The 8,826-nt window shown below is 69.1% G+C and carries 5 protein-coding genes and 1 pseudogene; 2 read left to right on the top strand and 4 right to left on the bottom strand.

Translation table 11 applies throughout. From position 1 onward, the window contains the following. Window positions 1-735: 735 nt before the first annotated feature. Entirely contained in the window at window positions 736-1,431 is a 696-nt protein-coding gene (locus tag ACTVAJ_RS25430; RefSeq protein ID WP_470390792.1) for a GntR family transcriptional regulator, read from the bottom strand. Between the two features lie 190 nt (window positions 1,432-1,621). On the opposite strand from ACTVAJ_RS25430, the gene ACTVAJ_RS25425 reads away from it, so the two are divergent. Next, window positions 1,622-2,905, top strand: a complete 1,284-nt coding sequence (locus ACTVAJ_RS25425; RefSeq protein ID WP_470390791.1) for an NAD(P)/FAD-dependent oxidoreductase — start codon at window positions 1,622-1,624, stop codon at window positions 2,903-2,905. 264 nt (window positions 2,906-3,169) lie between these two features. On the opposite strand, the gene ACTVAJ_RS25420 is transcribed toward ACTVAJ_RS25425, so the two are convergent. Genes ACTVAJ_RS25420 through ACTVAJ_RS25410 form a run of 3 tightly spaced genes read right to left on the bottom strand, consistent with a single transcriptional unit; the run spans window position 3,170 to window position 5,792 of the window. Beyond that, window positions 3,170-4,096, bottom strand: coding sequence for an ornithine cyclodeaminase family protein (locus tag ACTVAJ_RS25420; RefSeq protein ID WP_470390790.1), 927 nt, complete (start codon window positions 4,094-4,096; stop codon window positions 3,170-3,172). Window positions 4,097-4,148: 52 nt separating this feature from the next. After that, on the bottom strand, window positions 4,149-4,283 hold the full coding sequence (locus ACTVAJ_RS25415; RefSeq protein WP_470390789.1) for a hypothetical protein: 135 nt from the start codon (window positions 4,281-4,283) through the stop codon (window positions 4,149-4,151). 3 nt (window positions 4,284-4,286) lie between these two features. Beyond that, entirely contained in the window at window positions 4,287-5,792 is a 1,506-nt protein-coding gene (locus tag ACTVAJ_RS25410) for a sodium-dependent transporter (protein ID WP_470390788.1), read from the bottom strand. 1,368 nt (window positions 5,793-7,160) lie between these two features. Between ACTVAJ_RS25410 and ACTVAJ_RS25405 the strand changes: the two are divergent. After that, a pseudogene (locus ACTVAJ_RS25405) lies at window positions 7,161-7,925 on the top strand (transposase family protein). Window positions 7,926-8,826: the final 901 nt, after the last annotated feature.

The raw sequence follows: 8,826 nt of genomic DNA, 5'->3' as shown, positions 1-8,826 counted from the left end.
CAGGGTGTCCCCGCCTGAGCGGGGCGGGTGTTCGGTCACGGGTCGACGGGGGTCGGCCCCCCACGCCCGAGGTGGAGTTCCCACTGCAGGAGGCCTCGACCCCCGGCCGATCCGCCTGCGGCAGGACACCGGCGCAGGTGTCCGCAGAGCCGACTCATCCCACCAGGAGTCCGACCACGCCCAGAGCGCAGGGCCCGAGCCGGCTGAGGGGGCGCGGACGGACCCACTGGTGTGGGTCACCGCCTCCACCCGCACCTCCGTCGTGGACTCCTGCGCCCACGCAGCACACGCCATCCTGCGCCGCACCTTCGAAACCCCGAGGAGAACGCGGCCGCGTTCACCGCCCGGCTGACCACCGCTCATCGGCGCTGGCCCAGCGTCTTCAACGGCCGGGGCCTACTCCGCCCACCCCTGGCCGACGGCACTCCGGTGGCTCTGGACGACCTGTGCCCCCACCACCAATGCCGGGCAGCTGCTCATCACCACCTGGGACAACAGCCACGACCTGGCTGGCCGTACCAGCACCGTCGTCGGCCTCGGCCTGTCGACCGACCGGGAAACCGATGCCTTCCCGAGGGTCAGCCCCACCGACGCCAGCACCGACCGCGCCGAGAAAGAACGCACCGGCCTCGCGGCACTGCTGGGCCACCTGCCGCTGACGCTCGGGTTGGCCACGGCCTACATGGCTCACAACCGCGTCGCGTTACGTACGGGATGGACGCCTCGCCACCTGGTTCAGGAGTCGGCTTCCTCCCGGCCGGCCCATATCCCGCGGCTGTGGTTGAGGTGCTTGCGCATCAGTTCGGCGGCCAGTTCACCGTCCCCCGCTTCAACGGCGTCGACGAGGGCGATGTGCTCCTCACCGGACTGCGTCAGCTCGCCCTGGTCGGCCAGTTTCTGCAGCCCGCGCATCCGGGCCTGGTCGCGCAGTTGGCCGACCGTCGTCACGAGGCGGCGGTTGCCCAGGAGTTCGAGCATGCCGAGGTGGAACTGCCGGTCCAGGTCGAGGAAGGCGGCCAGGTCCCCCTCGCGCGCGGCGTCGGTGATCTGCTCCGCGAGCCGCCGGAACCGCGGGATCGGCGCCCCGTCCAGCACCCGGACGACCTCGGGCATGGCCGGTACCTCCAGCATCGTGCGAAGCTGGAAGATCTCGTCGAGGTCGTGGTCGGTGAGCGCTGGAACTCGGAATCCGCGGTTGCGGATGACCTCGACCATGCCGAGGTTGGCCAGGTCCATGATCGCTTCGCGGACCGGGGTGACCGAGACACCGAGCTTGGAGGCCATGTTGATGACGCTCTCCACCTGTCCCGGTTCGATCTGTCCCAGCACGATCTGGGTCCGCAGGGCCTCCCGGGCCTGCTCGCGAAGGCTGACCGTCCTGAGTCGGGGGCTGGACGCGGACTCTGCGGTCGGACGGGATGAAGTGGTCACGCCTGATACCTAACACGGAACACACAACCCGTCAAAGACTCTTCACATGCAACTCGGTATGAGGTGTAATACCTTACTAAAACCTCTACCCACGTGGGGTTGAGGAACGACCCGCCGTGACATCGGCGCAGAGGACCGCGAGGGCGGTCGGACCCCAGGGTCGCGGCTACCTCGCCCCAGGAGGACAACGATGACGGACCACGCAGTGATCGTCGGAGCGGGTGTGATCGGACTCGCCACCGCCTACCGCCTCGCACAGGACGGCCTGGCGGTCACCGTCGTGGAAGCGACCCGCGGCGGGAGCGGGGCGTCCGTCCACAACGCCGGGTGGATCGTGCCGGTCCTCTCGGCTCCCGTACCCGCCCCAGGGATGCTCGGAACGGCTCTGCGCTGGATGCTGCGCAAGGACAGCCCCTTGTACGTCCACCCCTCCCCGCGTCCGGAGCACGTGCGGTTCATGGTCGGCATGCTGCGCCACTGCAACCCCGAGGACTTCCGGCAGGGACTGGAGGCGCTCACCTCCCTCAACGAACGGACCGTCGACCTGTTCGACGAGTACGAGAAGGAGGGCATACGGTTCGAACACCACCGCGAGGGCGCTCTCATGGTGTTCCACACCCCAGAGGGCATGCGGACCTACGCGGCGGCGGCGGCGCCGCTGGAGCGCATCGGCCACACTGTCACTCCCCTGACCGGCGACGAGGTCAGGAACCTCGAACCCGCGCTCGGCTCGCACACGCACGCGGGTCTGCTCTGCCCGCAGGAACGCCACGTGGACCCCGCGAGTCTGGTCCGGGGCCTGACGGACCGGTGCCGCGAGCTCGGGGTCCGGTTCCTGTGGGAGAGTCCCGTCACCGACATCCGGTTCCGGGGCACGGTGGCGACCTCGGTCATCGCCGGGGGCGAGGAGCTCACCGCCGACCACCTCGTCCTCGCGGCGGGCGCGTGGACCTCCCGGCTCTCCCGGCTGGCCGGTGTCTCCCTTCCCGTCCAACCCGGCAAGGGCTACGGTTTCGACGACACCAGCGGTGCGGTGGCCCTGCGGCGCCCGGTCTACCTCGGCGAGGCCAAGGTGACCGTCACTCCGATGTCGGACCGGGTACGGTTCGCCGGAACGATGGAGTTCGGCAGCTTCGGCCAAACCATCGACCCGCGCCGACTGAGGGGCATCGTCAGCTCCGTCCACGACTTCCTGCCGAACGTCCCACCGACCACCCGACCACGCGGTTGGTCGGGCCTGCGTCCGATGACGCCGGACGGGCTGCCGGTCGTCGGGCCGCTGCCCGGCAAGGACAACGTGCTGGTCGCGAGCGGACACTGCATGCTCGGGGTGACGCTGGCACCGGTGACGGCGGAGATCATCGCCGCGCAGATCGAGGGCGGCCGACGGGCCGCCGACCTCGCCGAGACGGCGCTCCCCTTCGCCCCGGGGCGCTTCGCCTCCCGGCATGGCCGGGCCGCCGGGGCGGCATGACCCGCCTCAGCCGGCCCGGCCCGAGCGAGCCCCCGTTCCAGCGATCGGAACGGGGGCTCGCGTGTCGGGGGCTCGGGCTCCCCCGCCTGCGAAGGCCCGGCTTACGTGAGTTCGGAGCCCTCGTCCTTTGTCACCGGCGTCGGGTCTCGTTGTTGTTGGCGCACCATGATCAGGAGCGGAGGCAGCGCCACAGGCGGGCCGTCTGCGTGTCGGCCGGTCCCGTGGCGTACACGGGACCGGCCGACACGCCCGGCTCGAAGGGGATCAACCCTTGGTGGACAGCGCCTTCGACGCCAACAGGCGGGCGATCGCGTAGTCCTGGACGGCGACGCCGACCGTCTTGAACACGGTCCGCCCGCTCGGCCGGGGCGGATCGACCAGGGCGTGAGCCAGCTCGACGAGGTCCTCCTTGGAGATGGTCCCGGCGTCGAGGGCGTGCACGACCTCGCCCGACTCCTCCAGGACGGCGTCGAGTTCGTCGACGACGACGGTGGCCTCGCCCATAAGTTCGTCGGGCAGCTCGCGCATCGTCGGGCGGAAGGCACCGATGGCGTTGACGTGCACCCGCTCGGGCAGTGCCGACAACGGGAACAGCGGCGTCCTCGAGGAGGTCGCGCAGCACACGATGTCGGCGCCGCCCACCGCGGCGGCCGGGTCGGCGGACACCGACACCTCCACTCCGTCCAGCTCTGGCCGCAGGGCCTCCACCAGGTTCTCGGCGCGGGCCCGGTCGACGTCCACGACGACCAGGCGGGTCAGCGGCCGCACAGCGTGCACCGCGCGGAACTGGTCGGCGGCCTGGGCCCCCGCACCGATCAGGGCGAGGCGGCTCGCCCCGGCCGGGGCGAGGGCCTCCGTGGCCACCCCGCTGATGGCGCCGGTGCGCAGCGCGGTCACGCTGGCCGCGTCGGCGACCACGTGGTCCGTGTGTGCGGCGTCGGACCACATGACCGTGCCGGTGATCGCCGGGCGGCGGTCGAAGTTCACACTCAGCGTCTTGACCATCGCGGTGGCCGTCGGCCGGTGGTGCACGGGCATGACCAGGAAACCACCGTCCCTCAGGGCGGTGCGGACGGGCTGCTCGAACTCGCCGGCGGCCAGGGACACGAACGCCTCTCCCACGGCGTCGATGGCCTCTCGCATCGGGACCAGGGCACGGACCTCGTCCGCGGTCAGAACCTGTGTGGTCATGTCTTCCTCTTCTCGGTACGCACCCGAGGGTGCGTTCGGTTGCGGCGGTCGGCTACTGTTCGGTGCTGGTCTCGCCGTCGGCACGGCCGTCCTGTTCCTTGCGCCACGCGACGTAGCTCAGGAGGACCACCGCCAGCACGGTTCCGCCGAAGAGAATCAGTGTCCAGATCAGGGTTTCGGCGTCCACGGGTCAGCCCTTCTTCCGCTGGTCTGACAGCGACGTCTCGCCGCCGTCGACGAACATCGCCCCGCGCTTGATCTTGCGGGCGAACAGGTTGTTGAGCAGGAGCATCACCACGAACAGCAGTCCCCACTGGAGCGCCATGGTGCCGATGCTGAACGTCTGGAAGGGGTCGTACCAGGTCTGCGACGGGTCGGTGACGGACAGGAACATGAACCAGCCGAACACCACGGCGAACATCAGCGGGAACAGCCCGATCAGGACCTTCCACCACGCGCCGACCCTGAGGTCACTGGCCAGGTCGAGTTCGCGGCGCGCACGCTCCAGGCCGTAGCGCATCATGGCGATGGCCGCGAAGAGTCCGCTGATCAACAGCCCGACGCCCCAGACGTTGTCCTGATTGCTCAGCACATCGATGTTGAGCGCGGAGGGCACGCCGCCGACGAGGGTGACGAGGACGATCACGACAACGGCCTTGCCGCGCTCGATCCCGAGGTCGATCACGTTGCGCACGGCCAGCTCCATCATGGAGATCAGGCTGGACAGTCCGGCGAGCACCAGCACGAGGAAGAACAGTGGCGCCAAGAACCAGGTGCCGCCCGGCAGCTGGCCGAACAGCGCGGCGAGGTAGACGAACATCAGCCCCTGGTCGCCGGCGGAGACCGCCTCCTCCGCGTACTGCGAGGACTGCACCGCGAACACCGTGCAGATGACCGCGATCCCGGCGAGCAGTGAGGCCAGGTGGTTGCCGGTGACGACGATCACCGAGTTGAGCGCGAAGTCCTCCTTCTTGCGCATGTACACCGAGTAGGTCAGGTACAGGCCCCATCCGGCGCCGGTGGAGAAGGCCATCTGCACGAACGCGCCGAGCCACATCCGACCGTCGAGGAACCCGCTCCATTCGGGCACGAAGAGGTAGCGCAACCCCTCTCCCGCCCCCGGCAGGGTCATGGCGCGGATCGCGAGCAGCACCAGGATCACGAACAGCGCCGGGACGGTGACCTTGAGGACCGCTTCCAGGCCACCCCTCAGACCGCGGATGACCACGAAGCCGACGAGGAGGGCGGCGATCACGTGGAACCCGATGGTCTGGGCCGGACTGGCGATGAAGCCGTCCCACAGCGCCTGCGTCTCCTGCGTGTCGATGCCAGAGGAGAACCCGCCGCCCACCGCGTACACGAAGTAGCGGATCGCCCATCCGCATATCACGGTGTAGTAGAACAGGATTCCCAAGGTGACGACACCCATGAATCCGCCCATCCAGGCGAACTTGCGGCCCATGAAGTCACGGAAGGCACCGATCGTTCCGAGTCGGCTGCGGGATCCGAGCAGCGACTCCGACATCAGCAGCGGGATCGCCCAGACCAGGTTGGCGAGCACGAGGGCGATGATGAACGTGCCGCCGCCACCTGCTCCGACGTCGCGCGGGAACCGCCAGATGTTGCCGGTACCCACCGCCATCCCGATCGCGGCGGCAATGAACGCGAAGCGACTGGAGAAAACCTCTCGCTTCACTCTGGACTTGTCGAGCGCCATGTGAGACTCACTCCCATTTTGGCAGTTCGGGGGACTACCACGCCCGACGGTCCCGCTCCCGGACTCGCTCTTCCCTCCACATGACACCCGGTACGCAAAGACTTCCACTCTGAGGCGTGATGTGTAATATATAACACGTCACATAGGTAGTAGCCAAGCTCCGAACAGGAGGTGACAGGAACGAGACGGGACCCCGGCGAGCCGGTGTGCCCCCCTCGGTCACCGCCCCCCATCGCCATGTGGACGAGGCGGCCAGGAGTCACGCGGTACACCGGACCGCCACCGTCACAGATCGATGGTGGATTTCGCGCGTGACGGGGCTCCGTGGCCGTGAAGCCATCCGAACCGTTCCGATCCGGGTGCGCCGGGAACATCGGCCTCTCCACGATGAACGGTCTCTCGGAGGCGGGTGTCGACCCGGTCATTCCCATGGACGGCGACGAAGGCCTCGCCCGAGAAACGGGCGGGCCCGCTCGACCGTCCGTACCGCTACCGCAGGGCGAGTCCCGCTATGGCACCACTCGGCCACGACCCGCTCGGTTCACACCACCGGCCGTGCACCCGCCCCGGACTCCAACCGCGGCCCCGCACGGAATTCGAGGAGAGCGGCCGTTCGCGCACCGCGGTGTTCAGCGCCTCCAGCGCTCGCCCCGGAGTCGACTCGTTCAACCACACACCACCCGGATACGGGTTGAGGCAGAGGCCGATGCGCTCCTGAGAGCTGCCTTGGGTTCACCGACGCAGCCGAGGCCGGGTGTCCGACCACGACTGGAACCGCTCCCCCACCGTCCAAACCCCGAAACCATCGCCACTGTTGACTGAGTTCGAGTCTTCCCCCGAAGGGTGGACACACTCTGATCAGGCAGCGAGCCCCAGGCCAACCGCCCACTGCTCGCAGACGAGCGAGCTGGGCCGCCCGTTCGCCCAATGCCGCCGCCGGGTGTTGTACCGGCCGATCCAGGAGAACACCGCCGACCTGGCCGCGAAGGGTCGGCCACCCTTCAACCCCGCCCAGCCAGCGCCTCCCGCTTCAACGTGGCGTTGAACGACTCCCGCCGCGTTGTCCCCGCTCGCTCCCACCGCGCCCATCGAGCGCACCACGCCGAACCTGTCACACACCGCGGCGAACGCGGCCGAGCCGTACTGGATGGATTCAACCGGTCGTCGCGGCACCGCCCCGGTCAGGGACCCGCGCTCGGCCCGCCCACCACCGCGACCACTGATCCCTTTTCATCCTGAAGCTGCTGGTCACAGCCGTGTGCCGACCGTGCGGAACCGTCCCTGACAGTAAGAAGCCCCTGGTAGGTGGGTTAACGACCAAGAAAACCTGCCGTACCGAGGGCTCTGATGCTGTTCTGTCCTGCCGCGCCGCCGTTGTCGCGCCGGACCCTGAACCTGACAGCCCGCACCATCCGCGCCCACCGCCAGAACACCCGCTCCCGATGGCGGCGCCTGGACCCGGCAGCAGGCCCTGCTCCTGCTGGTTCACCTACACAAGGGCGAGCCGTTCGCCCGGGTCGCGGCAGGGGTCGGGGTGGACGCCACGACCGCCTGGCGCATGCGTGCGCGAGACCACGGCCCTGCTCGCACAGCAGGCGCCCACCCAGGAACTGGGGCTGCGCCGCGCACGCCGGAAAGGGTGGACCTACGTCATCGTGGACTCCCGCCCTGATCGCCTGCGACCGTGTCGCGGCCGACCGCCCGTTCTACTCCGACAAGCACCAACGGCACGGTATGAACATCCAGGTCGTCGCGGCCCCGGACGGTGAACCCCTGTGGACCTCGTGGTCGCTGCTGGGATCGGTGCACGATGCCAGAGCCGCACGGGTGTGGAGGATCGCCGAGCGCGTCAAAGCCTCGGGCCTGCTGGGACTGGGTGACAAGGGGTACGTGGGCCTGTCGCAGGTGGTGTTCTGCCCGTTCAAGGGCCGAGGAAAGCCGCGGTGGAAGAAGGACGCCGACTCCGAGCACGCCAAGCTCCGCTCACCTGGTGGGCGGGCCATCGCCCAGCTCAAGAACTGGGACGTCCTGCGCCGGTTGCGGTGCTGCCCGCACCGGACCGGGAGGATCACCCGCGCCGAGCTCGTGCTTCGACTCCGCGAAGCACGATGAAAAAGGCTCACTGCACGTCGTCCTTGGGACCCGATCCTTGCCCAGCCTTCTCCGGCTCTCCCTACGGCCGAGTCGATCGGCGGTCTCCCTCCCGCTCGGCTGCTTCCCTGTCGCTCTCTGCTGTTCTTCGGCCCACTGCCATGCTCCGGTTTGGAAGGGCGGCAATCGCTCAGAGCCTCCTTGAGGCTTCCAGACGACACGATTCGGAGCGCACCCTGTCTGCTCCGTAAGCGTCTCGAGGATGCTCACGTGTCCGACTCCGGTCCCTGGTGAACCTTCTGGCCACTTGCTTACGTGGCGGGAAACCGGACATGAGCAACTCGTACGTACCGATCGGCGCCAAGCACGGCCAGGTATGGACGGTCCGCGACCACACCGTGGGACCCCCGCCGCCACCACGCTGGCGGCTACGGCCGCGGTGAGGACGGGGCAGGGGCCAGGACACCAGGCCGTTCCAACGGCCGTGGCCGGCATCGCCCCGCGGATTCATGGGAGGCGCCGACGGTCATGCCGTCCGCCGGCAGCGGGAAGAGGGCGGCGCGCCATCCCGGTTCGCCGTGGCGCGGGGCGAGTTCGTACATGTGGCGGCAGGACACCACTGCGGCGATGCCCCGAGCACCGGAACGGCCGCGACGGTCACCGTCCATGACCACCGGGAGTGTTTCGTACCGGTGGCTCCGTTCCCGCGATGGGAGCGGAAGCTCGGGGTGGTTCGAGGCTGTTCGACGCACGGCGGGGCTCTCGCCCACACCCCCGGCGGACGACCTTCGCACGAACGGAAACCTTCCAGGACCGCTCCGAGGCGCTCTCGGTGGAACCTCCCACCCGCGGGAGGAGGTGGAGCGCAAGCCGGTCGCGGTAGTCCTCCCCGTGCGGGGGCACCGGCTCTCTCCGGGTCCGT

This window comes from Nocardiopsis sp. KDC1DS13DA1 (assembly GCF_055632325.1).
The sequence above is the reverse complement of the archived record's forward strand: the minus strand, read 5'-3'. Positions and strand labels throughout refer to the sequence as shown.

Bases quoted from the DNA above. Each gene is read 5' to 3' on its own strand.
- ACTVAJ_RS25420 (WP_470390790.1), bottom strand. From the start codon at position 4,096: ATGACCACACAGGTTCTGACCGCGGACGAGGTCCGTGCCCTGGTCCCG.
- ACTVAJ_RS25425 (WP_470390791.1), top strand. From the start codon at position 1,622: ATGACGGACCACGCAGTGATCGTCGGAGCGGGTGTGATCGGACTCGCC.